The organism is Enterobacter huaxiensis (assembly GCF_003594935.2).
Taxonomy (GTDB): Bacteria; Pseudomonadota; Gammaproteobacteria; order Enterobacterales; family Enterobacteriaceae; genus Enterobacter; species Enterobacter huaxiensis.
On the sequence record NZ_CP043342.1, the window covers coordinates 334,054 to 358,646 of the forward strand.

A 24,593-nucleotide genomic window follows, 5' to 3' on the forward strand; every position below is an offset into this window, starting at 1 on the left:
ATGAATGCACCTTTTAGCTACTCTTCACCCACGCTCAGCGTTGAGGCGTTAAAGCACTCCATCGCCTATAAGCTGATGTTTACCATCGGGAAAGATCCGGTTATTGCCAACAAACACGAGTGGCTGAACGCCACCCTGTTTGCGGTACGTGACCGTTTAGTTGAACGCTGGCTGCGATCCAACCGCGCCCAGCTCTCGCAGGAGACGCGTCAGGTTTACTACCTGTCGATGGAGTTTTTGATTGGCCGCACCCTTTCCAACGCGCTGCTGTCGCTCGGCATTTATGACGATGTAAAAAACGCGCTGGAAGAGATGGGGCTGGATTTAGAAGAGCTGATTGACGAAGAAAATGACCCGGGCCTCGGTAACGGGGGGCTGGGTCGCCTTGCCGCCTGCTTCCTCGACTCGCTGGCGACGCTGGCGCTGCCGGGCCGCGGATACGGTATCCGCTACGACTACGGCATGTTCAAGCAGAACATCGTCGATGGCCGCCAGAAGGAGTCCCCGGACTACTGGCTGGAGTACGGCAACCCGTGGGAGTTCAAGCGCCACAACACGCGCTATAAGGTGCGCTTTGGCGGGCGAATTCAGCAGGAAGGGAAAAAATCCCGCTGGGTTGAGACCGAAGAGATCCTGGCCGTGGCCTATGACCAGATCATCCCCGGTTACGATACCGATGCCACCAATACGCTGCGCCTGTGGAGCGCCCAGGCCAGCAGCGAGATCAACCTCGGTAAATTCAACCAGGGCGACTACTTCGCGGCGGTGGAAGATAAAAACCACTCTGAGAACGTCTCCCGCGTGCTGTACCCGGACGACTCGACCTACTCTGGCCGCGAGCTGCGCCTGCGTCAGGAGTATTTCCTCGTCTCCTCGACCATTCAGGACATCCTGAGCCGCCACTACCAGCTGCACAAAACCTACGCCAACCTGGCGGAGAAAACGGCCATTCACCTTAACGACACCCACCCGGTGCTCTCCATTCCCGAGCTGATGCGCCTGCTGATTGACGAACATAAGTTCAGCTGGGATAACGCCTTTGAGGTGACCTGTCAGGTCTTCTCCTACACCAACCACACGCTGATGAGCGAGGCGCTGGAGACCTGGCCGGTGGATATGCTCGGCAAAATTCTGCCGCGCCATTTGCAGATCATCTTTGAGATCAACGACTACTTCCTCAAGACGCTGCAGGAGCAGTATCCGAACGATACCGGCCTGCTGAGCCGCGCCTCGATCATTGATGAGTCTAACGGCCGCCGCGTGCGCATGGCCTGGCTGGCGGTGGTGATCAGCCACAAGGTCAACGGCGTGTCCGAGCTGCACTCTAACCTGATGGTTCAGTCTCTGTTTGCGGACTTCGCGAAGATATTCCCGACGCGCTTCTGCAACGTGACAAACGGCGTCACGCCGCGCCGCTGGCTGGCGCTGGCGAACAAGCCGCTGTCTGAGGTGCTGGACGCCAATATTGGCCGCACCTGGCGTACCGATTTAGGCCAGCTGAGCGAGCTTGAGCAGCATATTGATTTCCCGACGGTGAACAAAGCCGTGCGTGAAGCCAAGCTGCTGAATAAAAAACGTCTGGCGGTCTACCTTGCGATGCACCTTAACGTGGTGGCGAATCCGAAAGCGCTGTTTGATGTGCAAATTAAGCGCATCCACGAGTACAAGCGCCAGCTGATGAACGTGCTGCACGTGATCACCCACTACAACCGCATCAAGGCCGACCCGACGGCCGACTGGGTGCCGCGCGTGAAGATCTTTGCCGGTAAGGCCGCGTCCGCGTACTACATGGCGAAGCACATCATTCATCTGATTAACGATGTTGCGAAGGTGGTGAACACCGATCCGGATATCGGCGACAGGCTGAAGGTAGTGTTCATCCCGAACTACAGCGTGAGCCTGGCGCAGCTGATCATCCCGGCGGCGGATCTCTCTGAGCAGATTTCCACGGCCGGAACGGAAGCGTCCGGCACCAGCAACATGAAGTTTGCCCTTAACGGCGCGCTGACCATCGGCACGCTGGACGGCGCGAACGTCGAGATGCTGGAGCACGTGGGTGCGGATAACATTTTTATCTTCGGGAATACGACGGAAGAGGTGGAGGAACTGCGCAGGCAGGGCTACAAGCCGCGTGAGTATTACGAGCAGGACGAAGAGTTACGTCAGGTGCTGACGCAAATTGCGACGGGCCTGTTTAACCCCGACGAGCCGGGGCGCTATCGTGACCTGGTCGATTCGCTGATTAACTTTGGCGATCACTATCAGGTGCTGGCGGATTACCGCAGCTATGTGGACTGCCAGGACAGAGTAGACGAGCTGTACCGTCAGCAGGAGAAGTGGACCAGCGCCGCGATGTATAACATCGCCAATATGGGATACTTCTCGTCGGACAGAACCATCAAAGAGTATGCCGATACGATCTGGCATATCGATCCGGTGCGGTTGTAAAAACAAAGCCGGGTGGCGGCTTCGCCTTACCCGGCCTACTCGATCCCGTAGGCCCGGTAAGCGCAGCGCCACCGGGCATTTTTTCTAATTACGACGCGAGCGACAGTTCACCCTTTCCCGCATGTTGTTGCAACCACTGCGCCACGCGAGACTGCTGCTCGGCGTTGAGCCACATCCCTTCTTTAGTCCGACGCCAGATGGCATCGTCCAGTCGGCGAACCCACTCGTGCTCGACCAGGTAGCGCAGCTCGGCTTCGTACAGCTCGTGGCCGAAATGTTCGCCCAGGTCGGCAATTTCTTTCGCTTCGCCCAGGAACAGCTCGGTATTGCTGCCGTAGGTGCGGGCGTAGTGGCGCGCCATTCCTTCGGTAATGAACGGGAAGCGACGGCGCAGCTTCGCGGCGTAGTCATCGCGGTTATCGCCGATATCACCGCCGGGCAGCACGGCACCTTTGGTCCACGCCGGGCCAATGCCTTTGTAGTACGGCGCCAGTTTTTCCAGCGCGTGCTCGGCCAGCTTGCGGTAGGTCGTGAGCTTGCCGCCGAATACGGAAAGCAGCGGCGCCTGGCCGTCAACGTCGTGAATATCGAGCGTGTAGTCGCGGGTGATGGCCTGCGGTGAATCGGATTCATCGTCGCACAGCGGACGCACGCCGGAGTAAGTCCACACCACGTCATCGCGTGACAGCTGTTTCTTGAAGTGCGCGTTGTACACTTTCAGCAGGTAGTTCACTTCGCTCTCTTCGATCACGACGTTCTTCGGATCGCCTTTGTACTCCACGTCGGTGGTGCCGATGATGGAGAACTCGTCCATCCACGGGATCACAAACACGATGCGCTTGTCTTCGTTCTGCAGAATGTAGGCCTGCTTCTGGGTATGCACGCGCGGCACCACAATGTGGCTGCCTTTGATCAGGCGAATGCCGTACGGGGAGGGCAGGTGCATGCCATCGTCGAAGAACTGCTTCACCCACGGGCCGGTCGCGTTCACCAGGCCGCGCGCTTTCCAGCTGAACTTCTCGCCGGTATCCACGTCTTCCGCTTCCACAATCCACAGGCCGTTTTCGCGGCGCGCGGCGGTGGCGCGGGTGCGGGTTTTCACCTCGCCGCCTTTCTTCTCGACCATCTGCGCATTCGCCAGAACCAGACGCGCATCGTCCACCCAGCAGTCGGAATATTCGAAACCGCGCACGATTTCAGGCTTAAGGACCGATTCTGAGCCAAAACGCAAACCGGTCGAACCCGGCAGGCTGGTGCGTTTACCCAGATGGTCGTACATAAACAGACCGATTCGGATCATCCACGCCGGGCGCAGGTGCGGGCGATGGGGCAGGCGGAAGCGCATCGGAATAGCCAGATGCGGCGCCATTTTCAGCAGCACTTCACGTTCGGCCAGCGCTTCGCTGACGAGGCGGAATTCGTAGTGTTCCAGGTAGCGCAGGCCACCGTGAATCAGCTTGGAGCTGGCGGACGACGTCGCGCAGGCGAGATCGTTAGCTTCCAGCATCATTACGGATAAACCGCGTCCTGCGGCGTCGACCGCAATACCGGCACCGTTGATGCCACCGCCTATCACAATCAGATCTTTGGTTTCCATAACACCCTCATGCACTTTCGTTAAAGCTCAGAAATGTTCGATATCGCTCATAATAGCAAAGGAACGCGCCTTTGGTAACATCAAAAAAACAATTTAGAGTGATATGGATAACATAATGGCGTTTACCCGCCGCCAGGACGTACACTACGGGGTAAAATAGTGCGGTCTGATGCCCTCACCCCAGCCCTCTCCCACGGGGAGAGGGGGATCCGTTTCCCTCTCCCTTAGGGAGAGGGTAGGGTGAGGGGAAAAACGCACCACACTTGAATATAAGATGAGAACACCATGGATCAGTTTGAATGTATTAACGTAGAAGAAGCCCACCAGAAGATGCACCAGGGAAAAGCGGTGCTGGTGGACATCCGCGATCCGCAGAGCTTCGCGATGGGCCACACGCCGGGCGCGTTCCATCTCACCAACGACTCCCTGGGCGCGTTTATGCGCGATAACGACTTCGAGACCCCGGTTATGGTCATGTGCTACCACGGCAACAGCAGCAAAGGCGCGGCGCAGTACCTGCTTCAGCAGGGTTACGACGCGGTATACAGCGTCGACGGCGGCTTCGATGCCTGGCACCGTCACTTCCCTGCGGAAGTTGAATACGCGTTTGAGCGCTGATCCCGCTATACTGTCCCCTTTTGTGTGGAAATAAGCGACCGCCGCCCATGTTGATGATTACCTCCTTTACCAATCCGCGCGTCGCCCAGGCGTTTGTCGACTATATGGCGACGCAGGGCGTTATCCTGACTGTTCAGCAACATAACCAGACCGACGTCTGGCTGGCCGACGAAAGCCAGGCCGCGCGCGTAAACGAAGAGCTGGCGCGTTTTCTTGAGAATCCCGGTGACCCGCGTTACCTGGCGGCAAGCTGGCAGTCCGGCCACACGGGCAGCGGGCTGCACTACAGCCGTTTTCCCTTCCTTGCCACTATTCGCGAACGCGCGGGTCCGTTCACGCTGCTGCTGATGGCGGCCTGCATCATCGTCTTCATTATTATGAACGTGGCAGGCGACCAGAGCGTGATGATTGCCCTCGCGTGGCCGTACGATCCGTCGCTGGATTTTGACGTATGGCGCTACTTCACCCACGCGCTGATGCATTTCTCGGTGATGCACATCCTCTTTAACCTGCTGTGGTGGTGGTATCTCGGCGGTATTGTTGAGAAGCGTCTCGGCAGCGGAAAATTGATTGTCATTACGGTGATAAGCGCCCTGCTGAGCGGCTATGTGCAGCACAAGTTCAGCGGTCCGTGGTTCGGCGGATTGTCCGGCGTGGTATATGCCCTGATGGGCTACGTCTGGCTCAGGGGCGAGCGCGATCCGGAAAGCGGCATCTATCTGCAGCGCGGATTAATAACCTTTGCGTTAATATGGCTGATTGCCGGATGGTTTGATCTGTTTGGTATGTCTATTGCCAACGGTGCGCACGTCACCGGGCTGGCCGTGGGGCTGGCGATGGCGTTTGCCGACACGCTCCATGCGCGAAAACGAACATAATTCCCAGGGATATTTCATGAAACAAACACAACGTCATGACGCCATTATCGAACTGGTAAAAAAACAGGGATACGTCAGCACCGAAGAGCTGGTGGAGCAGTTTGCCGTCAGCCCGCAAACCATTCGTCGTGACCTGAACGACCTGGCCGATCAGAACCGCATTCTGCGCCACCACGGCGGGGCGGCGCTGCCGTCCAGCTCGGTCAACACCTCATGGCACGATCGTAAAGCGACGCAAACGGCAGAAAAAGAGCGCATTGCCCGTAAAGTGGCAAGCCAGATCCCGAACGGGGCGACGCTGTTTATTGATATCGGCACAACGCCGGAAGCGGTGGCCCATGCGCTGCTGAATCACGAGAACCTGCGCGTGGTCACCAACAACCTTAACGTGGCGAACACGCTGATGCAGAAGGATGATTTTCGCATCATCCTGGCGGGCGGGGAGCTGCGCAGCCGCGACGGTGGAATTATCGGTGAAGCGACGCTCGATTTTATCTCTCAGTTCCGCCTCGATTTCGGCATTCTGGGGATCAGCGGCATCGACAGCGACGGCTCGCTGCTGGAGTTTGACTACCACGAGGTGCGCACCAAGCGCGCGATCATTGAAAACTCACGCCACGTGATGCTGGTGGTAGATCACTCTAAGTTTGGCCGTAACGCGATGGTGAACATGGGCAGCATCAGCATGGTCGATGCGGTCTATACGGACGTGCCGCCGCCGGCAGGGGTGATGCAGGTGATTAAAGATAATAATGTGCAGTTAGAGTTGTGTTGAGAAGCCTTTCTCCCTCTCCCTGTGGGAGAGGGCCGGGGTGAGGGCATCAGACCGCAGAGGATCTAAACTCCGTACCCCATCATCTTCAACAATTGCTGCGCATGCTGCACCGCATCCTGACGGTGCGCCACGCCCAGCTTCTGATACAGATTGCGAATATGCGTTTTGATGGTGGTCGCCGCGACCGCCAGCTCACCGGCAATCTGCTCGTTACTGTAGCCTGAATAGATCAGTCCCAGAACCTGCCATTCGCGCTGAGTGAGCGGGCTGGTGCGGATAAGTTCAGGCACTTCCGGGTGGTTCAGCAGACGCTCAACGAAGTTCTCATCAAAGTGCGCAAACTTGTGGCGATGGTGCTGGTTAATCTCGCGCAGAATACGCTGGGCGCGATGCTGATCCAGCTCCGGCAGCGTGTTGAGCTGAATCAGCTGGCGCAGTTGCTGCGCCATCACTTCGCCTTCAATCACAAAGTGGCTGATGAACCCGGTGCGGTTAGCCAGCTGTAGCGCTTCAAGCAGCACGCGCTGGGCATCGTTCTTACGACCGGCCTGCCAGTAAAGCTGGTTGAGCAGCAGCAGGTTGCGGTTCAGGTCGCTCATCAGACGCAGGCTGCGGGCGTTTTCGTTCAACTCTTCCAGCACAATCTCCGCGGGCTCAAACTCGCCCAGCAGGATCTGCACGCGGGCAATGTTCCGCCACTGGCTCTGCAGGAAGTGGTTATTGGCAAACTCAGGCTTTGGCGTCTGGCGAAGCCAGTTAGCGGCGGACTTTTTGTCGCCGATCATCTGCCAGTAAATCACCCGCACCTTGTCGGCATTCGACACCCAGTCGCTATGATACTGGCCGTTACCGAGCAGGTTTTCCAGGCGGTTAAGGTGGTTGCGGGCATTGTCCAAATCGCCGCGCGCCAGCGAGCATTGCACCAGAAGGGCCAGACACTGCAGCTGTTGCTGCGGCTGGAAGCTGGACAGGACGTCCACACCCTGTCGGGCGCAGCTTTCTGCTTCGTCCAGGCGCGACCACGCCCACAGGAGCTGAGCGCGAATGCGCAGCAGGAACTCGTGCATCGGGAGCTGTTCCAGATGCTGATCGCGGATCAGCTGGAAGGCTTTTTCCTGATTCTCCCAGGCGGCCTGCAGGAACCCCTGCGCGAATAAAATTTCGCTCTGCTGTATAAGGCTCCACAGGGCGTAGTGCCAGACATCGTGGCGGCGCGCCATCTGCTCGGTTTGCTGCATCAAAGAGAGCGAACGCGTGAGGTCGCCCTTACAGTGCAGAACTTCACCGTGCACCGACGTGGCAACGATGCGGCTGTAGAAGTTTGCCAGCGGCAGCTCATCAAGCGCCACCATCGCCAGGCGTTCCGCCTCTTCCGGGTCACCGTCGTTAATGGCCACCTGAGCACGCAATGCGTTGAATTCGCCGTGCAGGGTGGCATCCATTTCGCTTTCCATCTCCTGCTCGGCGCGCGCCAGCAGGGTATTCACCTCGCTGTAGCGATGCTGGCTTTGCATCAGCCAGGCCTGCAGCAGCACCAGACGCGGGTTCTCCAGCAGGCTCTCCCACGGCAGGGCTTTCAATGACTCTTCAAGCAGCGTCAGTTCGCTGTGGTTAAACAGGCCCCACGCGTGGTTGAGCAGGATATCGCGCAGCATGCTGGCGTCGCCGGCGGCCAGCGCGTGGTGGATAGCCTCGCTCGGGAAGCCTTGCGCCATCCAGCTCTCCGCGGCGGCGCGGTGGATTTCCGGCAGTTCAACCGCCATCTCCCACTGGCACCGCTGGCGCAGGAAGCTGCCAAACAGCGGGTGATAGCTAAACCATTCGCCGGGATCGTCCATGCGCGTCAGGAACAGACCCTGACGTTCAATCTCTTCGAGCTGCAGCTGGCCGTTTTCGCAGCCGGTCACGCGCACAATCAGCGCGTCGTTCATGGAACGCAGCAGGGAGCTTTTCAGCAGGAAGTTACGGGTGGACGGATCGACGCTGTCCAGCACCTCGTCTACCAGATAATCCGACAGGTGGCTGGCGTTGATGCCCGCCAGGCGGCGTGCGGACTGGTGCGTCGGGCTGTTATTTTGGCGGGCCGAGAGGGCAATCAGTTGCAGTGCGGTAGCCCAGCCGGCGACATCGTCACAGAGGCGGCTGCTTTCGGCGGCCTCAATTGGCGAGGTCAGGCGGCAGTCAAAGAACTGCTTCGCTTCCTGGTGGGTGAAGGCCAGCTGCTGGCTGCCCACTTCCAGAAGCTGATCGCGCACGCGCAGGTTAGCAATGCCCAGCTGCGGCAAATTACGCGACAGGACGACCAGGGTCAGGTTTTCCGGCTGATGGCGCAGGAAGAAGCGCATCGACTCGTGGATCACCGGGTTGGTGATCAGATGGTAATCATCAATTACCACGTAGAGCGGGCGATGCCATTCGGCCAGCTCGATAAACAGCTGAGAGAAAAGGGACGACAGGCTGGCGTACTGGCGCTTTTGCACCATCACCTCACTGGCGACGCAGTGTCCGTTGGTGGCCTGCTGAATGGCGGCAATCAAATAGCTGGCAAAACGCTCCTGCTGGTTATCGCCCTCATCAAGGGAGTACCAGCCGAGATCGCTCTTACCTGCGGCCCATTGTGAAATGAGCGTTGTTTTTCCATAACCTGCAGGGCTCGTAACCAGCGCCAGTCGGAAATTATGCGCGCCAGAAAGTTTAGCCAACAGACGCTCGCGGACCACCGTATGGTCAAGACGAACCGGGCGACTTAATTTAGACGGAATCAACATAGTTTTCACTTCACTGTGGGGAACGAGGAAATTTATTTTTTTTGCGCTTCGTAATTAATGGATATAAGGTCGGCCAATAAAGGAACTATTGCAAGTTATGTCGGGGTTTTGTGCCTGTGAATTTGCACTCTGTCACAAAACATTGCGATAGCGGGCGGAACTTTTTAAAAAGGGCTCACATACCGCGTGGATGCTGGCTTGTATGCATGTTGTGCGCTTTCGCTGAAACTGGTTTCAGAAAGGTATAGTGACGTCAAAGTTAATAAAGTTTGGGTAAAGTTGAGGGAGCTTAATAGTGTCCTGAGATAATGCTCAATTGCAGAAATATTATTCTACGTAAGTAATCATTTCTGCGTGAATTAATTTCCCTCGAAACTGCATTTCATTTTTTTGACACCTTCCCCGGTTATCTTTTTCCGTTACGGGCACACTCAAACTATGCTCTCTGAGTGGCCTCGATCACACTTTTCTGCTCATCCCCGCTACTCCTCCCCGCCTAATCCCCCGCAGGAGGAGGAAGTGGAGGAATGAGCCAGGCACACTAGCGCAAATTGTTTATTTCTCTACAGGATGCCGATTCCCTATGTCACAGCCTACCTTCAACAAAGCTCAATTCCAGGCTGCCCTGACGCGTCAGTGGCAGCGTTTTGGCCTTCATGCTGCCAACGAGATGACGCCTCATCAGTGGTGGCAGGCCGTGAGCGGTGCGCTCGCAGAGCAGCTGGACGCTCAGCCGGTGGCGAAGCCTGTCAAAGGCCAGCGTCACGTGAACTATATTTCGATGGAATTCCTGATCGGTCGACTGACCGGCAATAACCTGCTGAACCTCGGCTGGTATCAGGAGGTGGGCGACGTGCTGAAAGAGCATGACGTGAACCTGACCGACCTGCTCGAAGAGGAGACCGACCCGGCGCTGGGCAACGGTGGCCTGGGACGCCTGGCGGCCTGTTTCCTGGATTCCATGGCAACGGTTGGACAATCGGCCATTGGCTATGGCCTGAACTATCAGTACGGTCTGTTCCGCCAGTCGTTCGCTGATGGTCACCAGATGGAAGCGCCGGACGACTGGCACCGCAATACCTACCCGTGGTTCCGCCACAATGCGCAGCTGGACGTGCAGGTAGGCATTGGCGGTAAGGTCTCGAAGCAAGGACATTGGGAACCGGCGTTCACCCTTACCGGTGAAGCCTGGGATCTGCCGGTGCTCGGCTACCGCAACGGGGTGTCGCAGCCTCTGCGCCTGTGGCAGGCGAAGCACGCGCATCCGTTTAACCTGACCAAATTCAACGACGGCGATTTCCTGCGCGCCGAGCAGCAGGGCATCGACGCCGAGAAGCTGACCAAAGTCCTCTACCCGAACGACAACCATCTGGCGGGTAAAAAACTGCGCCTGATGCAGCAGTACTTCCAGTGCGCCTGCTCGGTGGCGGACATTCTGCGTCGCCATCACCTGGCGGGCCGCAAGCTGGCGCAGCTGCCGGACTTCGAAGTGATTCAGCTCAACGACACGCACCCGACCATTGCTATTCCTGAGCTGCTGCGCGTGCTGATCGACGAGCATCAGCTGAGCTGGGATGACGCCTGGGCCATCACCAGCCGTACCTTTGCCTACACCAACCACACCCTGATGCCGGAAGCGCTGGAGTGCTGGGATGAGAAGCTGGTGAAAACGCTGCTGCCGCGCCATATGCAGATTATCAACAAAATTAACAACCAGTTTAAGGTGCTGGTGGATAAAACCTGGCCGGGCGACAAAGCGGTCTGGGCGAAGCTGGCGGTTGTGCATGACAAACAGGTACGCATGGCGAACATGTGCGTGGTGAGCGGCTTTGCGGTGAACGGCGTGGCCGCGCTGCACTCGGACCTGGTGGTGAAAGATCTGTTCCCGGAATACCACCAGCTGTGGCCGACCAAATTCCACAACGTGACCAACGGCATTACGCCGCGCCGCTGGATCAAGCAGTGCAACCCGCTGCTGGCAGGGCTGCTGGATAAAACCCTGAAAAAAGAGTGGGCTAACGATCTGGATCAGCTGATTGCTCTGGAAAAACAGGCCGACAACGCGAAGTTCCGCGAGCAGTATCGTGCCATCAAGCTGGAGAACAAAGTTCGCCTGGCGGAGTTCGTGAAGGTGCGTACCGGGATTGAGATTAACCCGAACGCGATTTTCGACATCCAGATCAAACGTCTGCACGAGTACAAGCGTCAGCACCTGAACCTGCTGCACATTCTGGCACTGTACAAAGAGATCCGTGAGAACCCGCAGGCCGACCGCGTGCCGCGCGTGTTCCTGTTCGGTGCGAAAGCGGCACCGGGCTACTACCTGGCAAAAAACATTATCCTCGCCATCAACAAAGTGGCGGCGGCGATCAACAGCGATCCGAACGTGGGCGACAAGCTGAAGGTGGTGTTCCTGCCGGACTACTGCGTCTCTGCCGCTGAGCTGCTGATCCCGGCGGCGGATATCTCCGAGCAGATCTCGACCGCAGGTAAAGAGGCGTCCGGTACCGGCAACATGAAGCTGGCGCTGAACGGCGCGCTGACCGTCGGCACGCTGGACGGGGCAAACGTCGAAATCGCCGAGAAGGTGGGTGAAGAGAACATCTTTATCTTCGGCCATACTGTTGAAGAAGTGAAAGCCATCAAGGCCAAAGGCTACGACCCGGTGAAATGGCGTAAGAAAGACAAAGTGCTCGATGCGGTACTGAAAGAGCTGGAAAGCGGCAAATACAGTGACGGCGACAAGCACGCGTTTGACCAGATGCTGCACAGCATGGACAAACACGGCGGCGACCCGTATCTGGTGATGGCAGACTTCACGGCCTACGTGGACGCGCAAAAGCAGGTCGACGTGCTGTACCGCGACCAGGACGCCTGGACCCGCGCGTGCATTCTGAACACCGCGCGCTGCGGCATGTTCAGCTCTGACCGCTCAATCCGTGATTATCAGGCCCGTATCTGGCAGGCAAAACGCTAAGGAAGCGCGATGGAGAGTAAACGTCTGGACAGTGCCGCGCAGGCGGCGGGAATTAGCCTCAGTTACATCAATGCGCACGGCAAACCGCAGTCTATTGGTGCGGACACCAAAAGACGTTTGCTGGATGCCATGCACAAACCCGCCGCGGCAGCGTCGGGTGCGCCGGTGCCGAACGTGAAGGTTTTCACGGCGGGCAAGAAGATGCCGCTGGCGGTGGAGGGGCGCGGCGAGTTTAGCTGGCTGCTCACCACCGAAGAGGGGCATCAGCACAAAGGCCACGCTACCGGTGGCAAAACCTTAAACCTTCCGGCGAAGCTGCCGGAGGGCTATCACACCTTAACGCTTACCCAGGACGATCGCCGTTTTCACTGCCGGGTGATCGTCGCGCCAAAACGCTGCTACGAGCCGCAGGCCTTGCGCGAAGGCAAAAAGCTGTGGGGCGCCTGCGTGCAGCTCTACACCCTTCGTTCCGACAGCAACTGGGGTATCGGTGATTTTGGTGACCTGAAAAAGATGCTGGCAGATATCGGCGAGCGCGGCGGCGCGTTCATCGGCCTCAACCCGATCCACGCGCTTTATCCGGCCAACCCGGAGAGCGCCAGCCCGTATAGCCCGTCTTCCCGCCGCTGGCTGAACGTGATTTATATCGACGTTAACGCGTTAGATGACTTCAAAAGCAGCAAAGAGGCGCAGGCGTGGTGGAAGCTTGAGACCACGCAGCAGATGCTGAAGCAGGCGCGCGAGGCGGACTGGGTGGACTACTCCACCGTGACGTCCCTGAAGATGGCCGCGCTGCGCCTGGCGTGGAAAGGTTTTGCAAAGCGTAATGATGAGCAGATGTCGGCCTTCCGCCAGTTTGTGACGCGGGAGGGCGAAAGCCTCTACTGGCAGGCGGCCTTCGATGCGCTGCACGCGTATCAGGTGAAAGAGGACGAAATGCGCTGGGGCTGGCCGGTATGGCCTGAAGCCTATCAAACCGTTGATACTCCGGAAGTAAAAGCCTTCTGTAAAAAATATGCCGATGAGGTGGATTTCTACCTGTGGCTGCAGTGGCTGGCCTACAGCCAGTTTGCCGCCTGCTGGCAGGTGAGCCAGGGCTATAAAATGCCTGTCGGCCTCTATCGTGACCTGGCGGTTGGGGTAGCAGAAGGCGGGTCGGAAACCTGGTGCGACCGCGAGCTTTACTGCCTGAAAGCCTCCGTGGGTGCACCGCCGGATATTCTTGGCCCGCTTGGTCAGAACTGGGGCCTGCCGCCGATGGATCCGCACGTGATGGCGGCGCGCGGCTACGAGCCGTTTATCGACCTGCTGCGCGCTAACATGCAGAACTGCGGGGCGCTGCGTATCGACCACGTGATGTCCGTGCTGCGTCTGTGGTGGATCCCCTACGGTGAAACGGCGGACCACGGTGCATACGTGCAGTACCCGGTAGACGATCTGTTGTCGATCCTGGCGCTGGAAAGCCAGCGGCATCAGTGCATGGTGATCGGCGAAGATCTGGGGACGGTACCGGTTGAGATTGTCAGCAAGCTCCGCGACAGCGGCGTGTACTCGTATAAAGTGCTCTACTTTGAGAACGACCATGAGAAAACCTTCCGCGCGCCGCAGGCGTATCCGGAACAGTCGATGGCAGTCGCGACGACGCATGACCTTCCTGTGCTTCGTGGCTATTGGGAAAGCGGCGATCTGACGCTCGGCAAAACGCTGGGACTCTATCCTGATGAAGAGGTTCTGCGCGGCCTGTATCAGGACCGTGAGCTGGCTAAACAGGGCCTGCTGGACGCCCTGCACAAGCATGGCTGTCTGCCAAAACGTGCCGGGCATAAGGCGTCGCTGATGTCGATGACCCCAACGCTTAACCGCGGCCTGCAGCGCTATATTGCCGACAGCAACAGCGCCCTGCTGGGGCTGCAGCCGGAAGACTGGATTGATATGGCGGAGCCGGTGAACATCCCGGGGACCAGCTATCAGTACAAGAACTGGCGTCGCAAGCTGTCCATGACGCTTGAGAAGATGTTTGCCGATGAGCGGGTGAACAGGCTGATTAAGGATTTGGACAAGCGCAGAAAGGCGGTGGGTAAGAAGCGGTAGTTTCACCCTCACCCTAACCCTCTCCCAGGGGGAGAGGGAATAGAATGTAGGCCGGGTAAGCGTCAGCGCCACCCGGCTTTTTTACATCAAATCACCATATTCAACAGCAGTACCCCGACCAGACCGCACACGGAAATAATGGTTTCCAGCGCGGACCAGGACTTGATGGTTTCACCGATAGTCAGGTTGAAGTACTCCTTGAACAGCCAGAAGCCCGGATCGTTAACGTGAGAGAAAATTACGCTGCCGGAACCGACGGCGATAACCATCAGCTCAGGGCTTACGCCCGTGGTCGCAATCAGCGGTGCAACGATACCACCTGCCGTAATTGCCGCTACGGTTGCAGAGCCCAGCGCAATACGCAGAACGGCGGCAATAGACCACGCCATCAGCAGCGGGGAGACGTTGGTTTCATGCATCATGGCCGCGATGTATTTGTCCACGCCGCTGTCGACCAGAACCTGCTTGAACGCGCCGCCGCCGCCGATGATCAGAAGCATCATGGCGATGATTTTGATGGAGGAGGTCAGCGTGTCGTTGATCTGGTCCATTGAACGGCCGCGGTTCAGACCGAAGGTAAACATCGCAATCAGGACCGCAATCAGCGTTGCCATTACCGGGTCACCCAGGAATTCGGCAACGGACAGGAACGCGTGACCTTTTGGCAGAACCATCTCTGCGACAGCGCGCATCGCCATCAGGATCACCGGCACCAGCGACGTCCAGACGCTGACGCCAAAGCCTGGCATCTCTTCTTCGGTAAAGGTTTTGGCGCTGTACAGACCTTCCGGAATCGGCTTATCAATACCTTTCAGGAAGCGGGCGTAAACCGGGCCTGCCAGAATCACCGTTGGGATGGCCAGGATAGTACCGAACAGCAGGGTTTTACCCATATCGGCGTGGAAGATGGTGGCGATAGCGGTTGGGCCCGGGTGCGGCGGCAGGAAGCCGTGGGTAACGGACAGCGCCGCGGCCATTGGCACACCGACATACAGCAGCGGGATGTTAGCCGCCGCCGCAATGGTGAACACCAGCGGCAGCATCAGCACGAAGCCCACCTCGTAGAACAGCGCAAAACCGACGGTAAAGCCGGTCAACACGACCGCCCACTGGATGTGCTGTTTGCCGAATTTGGCAATCAGGGTGGTGGCAATACGCTGCGCGCCGCCGCAGTCAGCCAGCATTTTGCCGAGCATGGCGCCGAAGCCCATGATCAGCGCCAGGCTGCCGAGCGTGCCGCCGACGCCGGCCTTAATGGAGCTAATAACCTTAACCAGCGGCATACCCTGCATCAGACCGACTGCAAGTGCCACCAGAACCAGAGCGATAAACCCGTTCAGTTTGAAACGGATCATCAAGAGCAGTAATAACACAACACCGATAGCGACGATGACTAATGGCATGATTTACCTGGCCTTTGAATTGTTATGGGTAACGTCATTGTTTCAACGACAAATTCCGATTGTCCCAACTGGGAACAGAGCGTTAACGGCACTCATACTGATGCCTGCGAAACCATTAAGTTTAGCCGGCTGTTATAAGGGTGCTGAGTGCCCACGAGAATGATACGGGTAACATGATGTGATTGAGAATCACCCAGGCAGGTAAAATTTAAATTATGAGATGCAGGTCAACATATAGAGGGAGAGGTAAACGCAAAACGGTAACCCTGAGGTTACCGTTTTTAATGTTTTCACCCTCTCCCGTGGGAGAGGGCCGGGGTGAGGGCATCAGACCGCACTGTTTTTGTAGGCCCGGTAAGCGCAGCGCCACCGGGCGATACAGACGGGCACTGAATTAGTAGTAAGAGTGCTCGCCGCGCTGGTGCTCGGTCAGATCGCGAACGCCTTTCAGCTCGGGGAATTCGTTCAGCAGCTGCTTTTCAATCCCTTCTTTCAGGGTCACGTCGACCATGGAACAGCCGTTACAGCCGCCGCCGAACTGCAGGATCGCCAGACCGTCTTCGGTGATTTCCATCAGCGAAACACGGCCGCCGTGGCCCGCCAGCTGTGGGTTGATCTGCGACTGCAGCAGATACTCAACGCGCTCCATCAGCGGGGCATCGTCGGAGACTTTACGCATTTTCGCGTTTGGCGCTTTCAGCGTCAGCTGAGAACCCAGCTGATCGGTGACGAAGTCGATCTCCGCATCGTCAAGATACGGCGCGCTCAGCTCATCGACATACGCGGTGAGCTGTTCAAATTTAAGGGCAGTGTCAGTTGCTTCCACAGCGTCCGGAGGACAATAAGAGACACCGCATTCTGCATTCGGAGTGCCTGGATTGATCACAAACACGCGGATCTGCGTCCCTTCTTCCTGATTTGCCAGCAGTTTGGCAAAGTGCGCTTGTGCAGAATCGGAAATACGGATCATAGCTTTGGCCTAATAGTTGACTAAATTACCTGGGTATAATAATACGCCCAATGAAGAAGGGCTACAAGGTACGGCACAAACACCATACCTGAACCGACGCCGCGCCGCTTCGCAAAAGCAGTCGGGAAAGTTCAGCCACGGTGCTGCCCGTTGTGACGACATCATCCACGATGGCGATATGGAGCCCCTTAACCGCTAATTCAAGGCGAAAGGCATTTTTCAGGTTTCTTTTGCGCAGCCGCGCGTTGAGCTGATGCTGTATCGCCGTTGCCTGCACGCGCGTCAGCGCCGAGGCCGGGTAGCTACACCCCAGCCAGCGGGCGAGCGGACGGCAGAGCAGGTCACTCTGGTTATAGCCGCGCCGCCACTGTCGGCGGCGGTAGAGCGGGACATTCACGATCGCATCGACACGCGGCAGGGCGCGCGTTCGTCGCGCCTGTAAAACCGCCAGCAGCAGCAGGCGGGCAAGCGGCTGCGCCAGAACGCTTTGCCCGGCAAACTTCAGCTTATGGATAAGACCGCTCAGCGGCGGTGCATAATCATCAACCGCCACCAGCGCACTCCAGGGGGGCGATTTTTTCAGGCAGCGGCCGCAGGGGAGCGCGCGGCTGACCGCCGGTAAGCCGCACTGCGGACATCCGGCGATGCGTCCCTCCAGCGAGCGCGTACAGACGGAACAGAACCCCCACGCGCTCAGCGCAAGCGGCATTCGGCATAGCCAGCACAAGCCGGGCACTGTTAGCATGTACAACCTCCTTGTGAAAAAAGAGAACAGTAACTGATGAATAGGCTGTGGTGGCAGACCGTCGGAACGGGAAATTGTCATCTTGTGCTGCTGCACGGATGGGGACTGAATGCCGAAGTGTGGCATTGCGTAAATGAGGAACTCGCCTCGCATTTTACCCTGCACCTGGTGGATCTGCCGGGTTTTGGCCGTAGCCGCGGCTTTGGCGCGATGTCGCTTGACGAGATGGCGCAGCAGGTTCTGGACGCTGCGCCGCAGCAGGCCATCTGGCTCGGCTGGAGCCTGGGCGGGCTGGTGGCCAGTAAAATTGCTCTGGATCACCCTGAGCGCGTGCAGGCGCTGGTTACCGTGGCGTCATCCCCGTGCTTCAGCGCGCAGGAGGCGTGGCCGGGTATCAAACCTGACGTGCTGGCCGGGTTCCAGCAGCAGTTGAGCGAAGATTTTCAGCGCACGGTCGAGCGTTTCCTCGCGCTCCAGACCATGGGAACCGAAACCGCCCGTCAGGATGCGCGCACGCTGAAACAGACGGTGCTTTCCCTGCCGATGCCTGACGTGGAGGTGCTCAACGGGGGGCTGGAGATCCTGAAAACGGCCGACCTGCGCGAGCGGCTGATCGCGCTGACGATGCCGCACCTGCGGATTTATGGCTATCTCGACGGGCTGGTGCCGCGCAAAGTGGTGCCGCTGCTGGATGCGCTGTGGCCCGAGAGCGAATCCCTGGTCATTGCCAAAGCGGCACACGCGCCGTTTATCTCTCATCCCGCCGAGTTTTGCTCAGCGCTCAGCGCATTAAGTCAACGTTTAGCCTGATTATTCTGTGTCCAGCCTGGAAAAAGTGACGCACCGCAACAATACTCAATATATCGCTGCGGTTGTTCAGCAGACGATGATCAAAACAACAATCTAAGGAGAGTCATGGCTATGAAACTTGTCACAGGTATTGTTACATCTCTGGTTATTGGGTCACTGTCATTCGGCGCGTTGGCTGCAGAAGAGCTGGCTAAAGATAAAGTCAAAGAAATGAATCTGACCAAAGTGGGTGAGATCACGACCTCTGACACCACCGCACCAATGGACGCGAAACGCGAGTTGTCCAAGAAGGCGGACGAGCTGGGCGGGAAATACTACGTGATCACCAGCGCTGAGAAATACACCAAAGACGTGCGTGCAACCGCGGAAGTGTATAAGTAATACGATAAAGCCGGGCAGCGTTGCCCGGCTTTGTTAACGCAGCGACCACCACTCTCTGAGGCAGGCTTTTCCTTCCGGGCAGCTTTTACAACTGCCGGAGAGGCAGCCGTTCGCATCTTCCTGAATCCGTTCGGCTTTCCCCATCGCTTCCAGCCTTTCGAGCATGGCATCAATCATCGGCTGCGGCATGTGCAGGCTGAGGCTGAGCTGTTTCGCCTCCATTCGCCCCTGCAATGCCAGTAAATCCCGAACCTGAATCAACGATGCCATCCGTTTGCTCCTTAGTGACAGTCGCCCGCCGGGCTATCGCAGCAGGTGGCTGGGGTTTTACGCGTTGCAAGCAGGTTGATATCAACGCGGCTGCGCGCTCTGCGCAGCAGGCCAATCACCATCACGTTGAACAGAATCACCGCCAGGATGCAGACCAGGCTGTAACGCGGGTGCTGGCTGAAGTTAGCGGCCTGGTAGAAAACCGTCGACAGCGAGTAGGCGATGTTCAGCCCCCACAGGACGGAGAAGCCCATCCAGCCGCGGCTGGACTCTCGGGCAATCGCACCCATCACCGAAATGCACGGAATGTAGAGCAGCACGAAAATCAGGTAGCTGTAGGCCGCAGAGGCGCTGCCGAATTTCTCGCTCATCACGCCCATGGCGCCGGTCGCCATTTCGCCGTCGCCTTTGCTGGCCTCGATTGGGTTCGCCAGCACGCTCAGGCTGAAGGTGTCCTTCAGGCTCTGCCAGGTTTCTTCTACAGCGCCCAGCAGTTCGTCACCGAGGCTAAACTCTGCCGGATTAAAGTCCTGCTCCTGAATGTTCTCGGCGGTGTAAAGCGTGTTCAGCGTGCCAACCACCACCTCTTTCGCCATCGCGCCCGTAAACAGGCCGACGGTTGCCTGCCAGTTATCCTCATGCACCCCGATAGGTTTAAAGACGGGCGTAATCACGCGGCTCACGGAGGCGAGGGCAGAGTCGTTGATGTTATCTGCCGCCTGTCCGCTCAGGGTGAAGCTGTTCAGCGCGCTCAGGAAGATACTGACGATGACAATCACCTTACCGGCGCGCAGCACGAAGCCTTTCAGGCGCTGCCACGTCTGGATCGCCAGGCTTTTCAGATGCGGCACGTGATACACCGGCAGCTCCATGACGAACGGCGAGGCTTCGCCACGCATGATCGTGTGCTTCAGCATGAGGCCGGTCAGGATCGCCATCACGATGCCCAGCACGTACAGCGAGAAGACCGCCAGCGCGCCCTGCTGACCAAAGAAGGCCGCCGCAAAGACCGCGAAGATGGCCAGACGCGCGCCGCAGGACATAAACGGCGCCATCATGATGGTCATCAGGCGCTCGCGCGGTGCATCCAGCGTACGCGCGCCCATCACCGACGGCACGTTACAGCCAAAGCCGACGATCAGCGGGACGAAGGATTTGCCCGGCAGACCCAGCGCCTGCATCAGGCGGTCCATCACGAAGGCGGCGCGCGCCATGTAGCCGGAGTCCTCGAGGAAGGAGAGGAACAGGTACATCATGCCGATTTGCGGCACCAGCGGGAGAACGGTGTTAATACCGCCGCCGATCCCCTGGGCGAGGAAGATGGTTAGCCATTCCGGGAAATGGAGGGTGTAGCCCAGCCACTGAATGCCGTGCACGAATATCGCGACGGAACCGGCGTCGAATACAGGCTGTAGCGCGCCGCCGATGTTGATGGCGAGCAGGAACATCAGGTACATCACCAGTAAGAATACCGGCAGACCGAGGAAGCGGTTGAGCACAACTTTGTCCACGGCGGCGGTAAAACGGCTTGGCTCTGCCGTCAGGGCGTTGCTGACCACGTCGCAGATGGCGGCAATGGCCTGGTAACGCGCATCCGCGATGTGCAGGGCCGGGTCGTCCAGCTCGTCGCCGAGGCGCGCCAGCGCAGCGTCGAGTTTATTCGCCGCATCACCCGCGTAGGCGCGGCTGTAGATATCGCCTTCCAGCATCTGCAGGCCGAGCCACTGGCGCTGTTGCGCAGGCATGGATTTGTCCATCGCCTGCGCCAGGCTATCGGCTTCACGCAGCAGAGGCTGCGCGTAGTGCACCAGTTCAACGTCGGCGTTACCCGCGTGACGGTCAATGGCCAGCTTCAGAGCATCAATGCCGCGCGCGCGGGTCGAGACCAGCGGGACAACCGGGCAGCCCAGGCGAGCGGAGAGGGCATCAATATCAATGCGCAGCTTCTGCTTCTCTGCGATGTCGAGCATGTTGAGCGCCACGATGCAGGGAATACCCAGCTCAAGCAGCTGCAGCGTGAGGTAAAGATTACGCTCGAGGTTGGAGGCATCGACCACGTTAATCAATAAATCCGCATCGCCGCTTAAAATATAGTGGCAGGCAATCTGCTCATCGAGAGAGGTCTGGGAGGAAATCGTGGTTAATGAATAGGTGCCGGGCAAATCAACCAGAGTGACCTGATTGTCGGTCGTCGTGAACTGGCCTTCTTTACGTTCGACCGTTACGCCTGCCCAGTTTCCCACGCGCTGGCGGGAGCCGGTGAGCTGATTAAATAAGGTTGTCTTGCCGGAATTAGGATTACCAATTAAGCCAATCGTTAATTTTTTCATTGTATTAGACTCGTTAAACCGCTGGCGTGTTATTGAGATAAGGCTTCGACTTCAATTAACGCGAGGTCTTTCTTACGCAGGACCAGATTCACGCGTCGGGTTTCGATATGAACAGGATCGCCTAGCGGGGCAACGCGCACGACCTGGAAGGATGAGCCGGGCAGCATGCCCAGCGACAATAGCTTCTGCCGATAGGCCGGGCTAATTTCACGGGTAAAACCGGTAATTTTCCACGCACTGTCTGGAGTGAATTGCATAGCGCCTGATTCCACGAGAGGTTAAATAATCTACACCACGATGATAATGAGAATAGTTTTTATCAGCAATAATAAAACTGTGACGGGATGTTGTTGGCGGTATTAATTTGCTGCCAGCTTGACCTTGCTCAATATTTGCGGCGTTGAGGTGAAAATTAAAAGAAGGGTATTTGTTAACGGGGTGATAATTAGTGGTTTAAATATGGATATGCAATCGGTTTCATATATTTCGAATAATATTTCCCCTCTCCCCGGTGGGGAGAGGGTTAGGGTGAGGGGTATTAACAGCCTTAGCGTTTCTTACCCATTGCCGCCGCCAGCGCATCCATCATCGCGCTGTTGCCTGCAGGCTGAGCGTCACGCCCGCGCGGCTTCGCGGCTTTAGCCGCAGGACGCTGCTGCTCGCGACCGCCGCCGTTGCCGCCGCGGCGCGCGTTGGTTTCACCCGGCTGCTCGTCCAGGCGCATGGTCAGGGCGATACGCTTCCGCTGCAGGTCCACTTCCAGCACTTTCACCTTCACAATGTCGCCCGCCTTGACCACGGTGTGCGGGTCTTCAACGAACTTGTCGGCCAGGGAGGAGATATGCACCAGACCGTCCTGATGCACGCCGATATCCACAAAGGCACCAAAGTTGGTGACGTTAGTAACTGCGCCTTCCAGCACCATGCCCGGCAGCAGGTCGTTCATGGTCTCCACGCCGTCGGCAAAGGTCGCGGTTTTGAACTCAGGACGCGGATCGCGGCCCGGTTTTTCCAGCTCTTTGATGATGTCGGTAACCGTCGGCACGCCAAACTGCTCGTCGGTGAAATCTGACGCTTTCAGGTTACGCAGCGCGCTGCTGTCGCCCATCAGCTCTTTCAGCGCCTGCTGGGTGGCGGCCAGAATGCGCTCCACCACCGGATAGGCTTCCGGGTGAACGGTAGAGGCATCGAGTGGGTTATCGCCGTGGTTGATACGCAGGAAGCCCGCGCACTGTTCAAAAGCTTTTGGTCCCAGACGGCTCACCTTCAGCAGCTGCTGACGGTTCTGGAACTGGCCGTTCTCATCGCGCCAGGAGACGATGTTCTGCGCCATCATGCGGGTTAAGCCCGCCACGCGGGTCAGCAGCGGAACGGAGGCGGTGTTCAGATCCACGCCAACGGCGTTTACGCAGTCTTCCACCACCGCATCCAGCTTGCGCGCCAGCTGCGTCTGGCTCACGTCGTGCTGATACTGGCCCACGCCAATGGATTTCGGGTCGATTTTCACCAGCTCCGCCAGCGGATCCTGCAGGCGGCGTGCGATAGAGACCGCGCCGCGCAGGGAAACGTCCAGGTCCGGGAACTCCAGCGCCGCCAGTTCGGACGCGGAATAAACGGATGCGCCCGCTTCGCTGACGATCACTTTCTGCGCCGTCACTTTCGGGAACTGCTTCTGCACGTCGAGATAGAAACGCTCGGTTTCACGTGAGGCCGTACCGTTGCCGATGGCGACCAGCTCGACGTTGTACTTCTCGCACAGCGCCGCCACCGCGACGGCGGCTTTCGCTGCCTGACCGGTGTGCGGGTAAATGGTGTCGGTGGCCACAAGCTTGCCGGTGCCGTCAACCACCGCCACCTTCACGCCGGTACGCAGGCCCGGATCGAGGCCCATGGTCGCGCGCAGGCCGGCAGGGGCGGCCATCAGCAGGTCGTGCAGGTTACGGGCAAACACATTGATCGCTTCGTCTTCGGCGCGCTCGCGCACGGTGCCCATCAGCTCGGTTTCGAGGTGCATCAGTACCTTGATGCGCCAGGTCCAGCTCACCACGCCTTTGCGCCAGCTGTCCGCCGGGGCGTTGTTCAGGCGCAGGCCGAGGTGATCGGTGATGATCTGCTCGCAGTGGCTCTCTTTCGGCGGCTCGTCAAACTGAGGGTCGGCATTCAGGGAGAGCTGCAGCACGCCTTCGTTGCGGCCGCGGAACATCGCCAGCGCGCGGTGAGACGGCGCGGTAGAAATCGGTTCGTGGTGATCGAAGTAGTCGCGGAATTTCGCGCCTTCTTCCTCTTTGCCTGCCACCACGGTAGAGACGATGTGGGCATTCTTCCACAGATAGTCACGTACCTTCGCGAGCAGGGCGGCGTCTTCAGAGAAGCGCTCCATCAGGATGTAGCGCGCGCCGTCGAGGGCAGCTTTGATGTCCGCCACGCCTTTATCGGCGTCGATAAATTTGGCGGCTTCGGTGTCCGGGTCGTGAGAAGGCTCGTTCCACAGCAGGTCGGCCAGCGGCTCAAGGCCTGCTTCAATCGCAATCTGCCCGCGCGTGCGGCGCTTCGGCTTGTACGGCAGATAGAGATCTTCGAGTTCGGTTTTGCTCAGGGTGCCGTTAATGGCTTTTTCCAGGTCGCTGGTGAGCTTGCCCTGTTCGCCAATGGATTTGAGGATCGCCTGACGTCGGTCTTCCAGCTCGCGCAGGTAACCCAGACGGGTTTCCAGGTTACGCAGCTGCGTGTCATCCAGACCACCGGTGACTTCCTTACGATAGCGTGCAATAAACGGCACGGTGTTCCCTTCATCAAGCAGGCGAACGGCAGCTTCTACCTGTTCGGCTCTGGCCTGAGTATCACCCGCAATAATGCGGCAGAGCGAATCTTTCATCATGGCTTTATCATCTGTTGAGTCGAAAAATCAGGGGATAGTTATACGGGCTGACACGGCAAAATGCCAGCCGGGGAGGGCGCTCTCGGACTATTTAACGTACTCGATTTCGTTCACGTACCAGCTGGCTTCGCCGGACGGGGTCTGCACGACGGCAAGGTCACCCACTTCCTTCTTCAGCAGCGCGCGGGCCATTGGCGAGTCGATGGAGATGTAATCCTTACGACCAAAAATTTCATCGTAGCCGACAATGCGAAAGCGCAGGGTATTGCCGTCGTCGTTTTCAATCTCCACCCAGGCGCCGAAAAAGACTTTGCCCTCCTGCTGAGGGGAGTAATCGACAATTTTCAGGTGCTCAAGACACTTGGTCAGGTAGCGCACCCGGCGGTCGATTTCGCGCAGGCGTTTTTTGTTGTACTGGTAGTCAGCGTTCTCGCTGCGATCGCCCAGGCTTGCCGCCCAGGTGACCTTTTTGGTCACCTCAGGTCGCTCTTCGCGCCACAGGTAATCCATCTCTTTTTTGAGTTTTTCGTACCCTTCGCGGGTGATCAGGGGCGTTTTCATGGTGAAGCCTTTGCTGCCGGTTTGCTGTCTTGCGCACAATACGTACCACAGAGTGTAACAGACAGGATTAATAATGATTTATGTGATGAAATG

At 58.0% G+C, this 24,593-nt stretch carries 18 protein-coding genes; 8 read left to right on the forward strand and 10 right to left on the reverse strand.

The features are described 5' to 3' along the window. The gene (glgP, locus tag D5067_RS01575; protein ID WP_119937584.1) at positions 1 to 2,448 is read left to right on the forward strand and encodes a glycogen phosphorylase; all 2,448 of its coding nucleotides are present in this window, start codon (positions 1 to 3) and stop codon (positions 2,446 to 2,448) included. A gap of 88 nt (positions 2,449 to 2,536) precedes the next feature. Here the strand turns inward: glgP and glpD are convergent, their stop codons facing one another. Then, complete coding sequence (gene glpD, locus D5067_RS01580) at positions 2,537 to 4,045, reverse strand: glycerol-3-phosphate dehydrogenase (protein WP_119937585.1); 1,509 nt, start codon at positions 4,043 to 4,045, stop codon at positions 2,537 to 2,539. 285 nt (positions 4,046 to 4,330) lie between these two features. Here glpD and glpE point away from each other — a divergent pair, with 285 nt between their 5' ends. The 3 genes from glpE to D5067_RS01595 are packed head-to-tail and all read left to right on the forward strand — an operon-like array spanning position 4,331 to position 6,316. After that, positions 4,331 to 4,663, forward strand: coding sequence for a thiosulfate sulfurtransferase GlpE (gene glpE, locus D5067_RS01585; RefSeq protein WP_119937586.1), 333 nt, complete (start codon positions 4,331 to 4,333; stop codon positions 4,661 to 4,663). A gap of 47 nt (positions 4,664 to 4,710) precedes the next feature. After that, positions 4,711 to 5,541: a rhomboid family intramembrane serine protease GlpG gene (glpG, locus tag D5067_RS01590; RefSeq protein WP_119937587.1), complete on the forward strand. Its 831-nt coding sequence runs from the start codon at positions 4,711 to 4,713 to the stop codon at positions 5,539 to 5,541. 16 nt (positions 5,542 to 5,557) lie between these two features. After that, positions 5,558 to 6,316, forward strand: a complete 759-nt coding sequence (locus D5067_RS01595; RefSeq protein ID WP_119937588.1) for a DeoR/GlpR family transcriptional regulator — start codon at positions 5,558 to 5,560, stop codon at positions 6,314 to 6,316. A gap of 62 nt (positions 6,317 to 6,378) precedes the next feature. Here the strand turns inward: D5067_RS01595 and malT are convergent, their stop codons facing one another. Continuing rightward, complete coding sequence (malT, locus tag D5067_RS01600) at positions 6,379 to 9,084, reverse strand: HTH-type transcriptional regulator MalT (RefSeq protein ID WP_119937589.1); 2,706 nt, start codon at positions 9,082 to 9,084, stop codon at positions 6,379 to 6,381. 583 nt (positions 9,085 to 9,667) lie between these two features. Between malT and malP the strand changes: the two genes are divergently transcribed. Then, positions 9,668 to 12,061 carry a maltodextrin phosphorylase gene (gene malP / locus D5067_RS01605; protein WP_119937590.1) on the forward strand — a complete coding sequence of 798 codons (2,394 nt, stop codon included), beginning with the start codon at positions 9,668 to 9,670 and terminating at the stop codon, positions 12,059 to 12,061. 9 nt (positions 12,062 to 12,070) lie between these two features. Further along, on the forward strand, positions 12,071 to 14,152 hold the full coding sequence (gene malQ, locus D5067_RS01610) for a 4-alpha-glucanotransferase (protein WP_119937591.1): 2,082 nt from the start codon (positions 12,071 to 12,073) through the stop codon (positions 14,150 to 14,152). Between the two features lie 86 nt (positions 14,153 to 14,238). On the opposite strand, the gene gntT is transcribed toward malQ, so the two are convergent. The 3 genes from gntT to gntX all read right to left on the reverse strand — a co-directional run bounded on the left by gntT (position 14,239) and on the right by gntX (position 17,270). Next, complete coding sequence (gntT, locus tag D5067_RS01615; protein WP_119937592.1) at positions 14,239 to 15,555, reverse strand: gluconate transporter; 1,317 nt, start codon at positions 15,553 to 15,555, stop codon at positions 14,239 to 14,241. Between the two features lie 394 nt (positions 15,556 to 15,949). Continuing rightward, positions 15,950 to 16,525: a Fe-S biogenesis protein NfuA gene (gene nfuA / locus D5067_RS01620; RefSeq protein ID WP_014072124.1), complete on the reverse strand. Its 576-nt coding sequence runs from the start codon at positions 16,523 to 16,525 to the stop codon at positions 15,950 to 15,952. A 61-nt stretch (positions 16,526 to 16,586) separates the two neighbouring features. Next, on the reverse strand, positions 16,587 to 17,270 hold the full coding sequence (gntX, locus tag D5067_RS01625) for a DNA utilization protein GntX (RefSeq protein WP_119937593.1): 684 nt from the start codon (positions 17,268 to 17,270) through the stop codon (positions 16,587 to 16,589). 36 nt (positions 17,271 to 17,306) lie between these two features. Here gntX and bioH point away from each other — a divergent pair, with 36 nt between their 5' ends. Together bioH and D5067_RS01635 are read left to right on the forward strand one after the other, a co-directional pair. Further along, positions 17,307 to 18,080 carry a pimeloyl-ACP methyl ester esterase BioH gene (gene bioH, locus D5067_RS01630; protein ID WP_119937594.1) on the forward strand — a complete coding sequence of 258 codons (774 nt, stop codon included), beginning with the start codon at positions 17,307 to 17,309 and terminating at the stop codon, positions 18,078 to 18,080. 111 nt (positions 18,081 to 18,191) lie between these two features. Beyond that, positions 18,192 to 18,461 (forward strand): YdgH/BhsA/McbA family protein, encoded by a 270-nt coding sequence (locus D5067_RS01635; RefSeq protein WP_119937650.1) that lies wholly within the window; start codon positions 18,192 to 18,194, stop codon positions 18,459 to 18,461. Positions 18,462 to 18,494: 33 nt separating this feature from the next. Here the strand turns inward: D5067_RS01635 and feoC are convergent, their stop codons facing one another. The 5 genes from feoC to greB form a co-directional block, all read right to left on the reverse strand. After that, positions 18,495 to 18,731: a [Fe-S]-dependent transcriptional repressor FeoC gene (gene feoC, locus D5067_RS01640; protein ID WP_119937595.1), complete on the reverse strand. Its 237-nt coding sequence runs from the start codon at positions 18,729 to 18,731 to the stop codon at positions 18,495 to 18,497. A gap of 11 nt (positions 18,732 to 18,742) precedes the next feature. Then, the gene (feoB, locus tag D5067_RS01645) at positions 18,743 to 21,061 is read right to left on the reverse strand and encodes a Fe(2+) transporter permease subunit FeoB (RefSeq protein ID WP_119937596.1); all 2,319 of its coding nucleotides are present in this window, start codon (positions 21,059 to 21,061) and stop codon (positions 18,743 to 18,745) included. Between the two features lie 29 nt (positions 21,062 to 21,090). Then, on the reverse strand, positions 21,091 to 21,318 hold the full coding sequence (feoA, locus tag D5067_RS01650; protein WP_010436417.1) for a ferrous iron transporter A: 228 nt from the start codon (positions 21,316 to 21,318) through the stop codon (positions 21,091 to 21,093). A 290-nt stretch (positions 21,319 to 21,608) separates the two neighbouring features. Then, the gene (locus tag D5067_RS01655; RefSeq protein WP_119937597.1) at positions 21,609 to 23,939 is read right to left on the reverse strand and encodes a Tex family protein; all 2,331 of its coding nucleotides are present in this window, start codon (positions 23,937 to 23,939) and stop codon (positions 21,609 to 21,611) included. A gap of 87 nt (positions 23,940 to 24,026) precedes the next feature. Next, a complete protein-coding gene (greB, locus tag D5067_RS01660; protein ID WP_119937598.1) occupies positions 24,027 to 24,500 on the reverse strand; it encodes a transcription elongation factor GreB in 474 nt (157 codons plus the stop codon). Between the last annotated feature and the right edge of the window lie 93 nt (positions 24,501 to 24,593).